This window comes from Pantoea sp. SIMBA_079, assembly GCF_046940275.1.
In the GTDB taxonomy this organism is placed as follows: domain Bacteria; phylum Pseudomonadota; class Gammaproteobacteria; order Enterobacterales; family Enterobacteriaceae; genus Pantoea; species Pantoea borealis.
The window spans coordinates 1-246 of the sequence record NZ_JAWRYR010000745.1 but is presented as its reverse complement, the minus strand read 5'-3'; the positions used below and the strand labels follow the sequence as shown (position 1 = coordinate 246).

Here is a 246-nt window from a genome sequence, read left to right as displayed (position 1 = left end):
CTCAGCACCGTGGCCGCGTTCGACGTCGAGGCGGGCGACTGCGTGACGTTCACGCTCACGTGGTACCCCAGCCACGCCGACCAGCCCGAACCTGCCGACCCCGAGGCCGCTCTCGCGGCGACCGAACTGTTCTGGACCCGGTGGAGCGACCGCAGCACCGCCTACGGCCCGCACACCGACGCCATCCAGCGCTCGCTCATCACCCTCAAGGCGCTGACCTATCTGCCCACCGGCGGCATCGTCGCC

At 71.1% G+C, this 246-nt stretch carries 1 pseudogene; it reads left to right on the top strand.

The features are described 5' to 3' along the window. A pseudogene (locus tag SB719_RS21940) lies at positions 1–246 on the top strand (glycoside hydrolase family 15 protein); the annotation flags it as partial.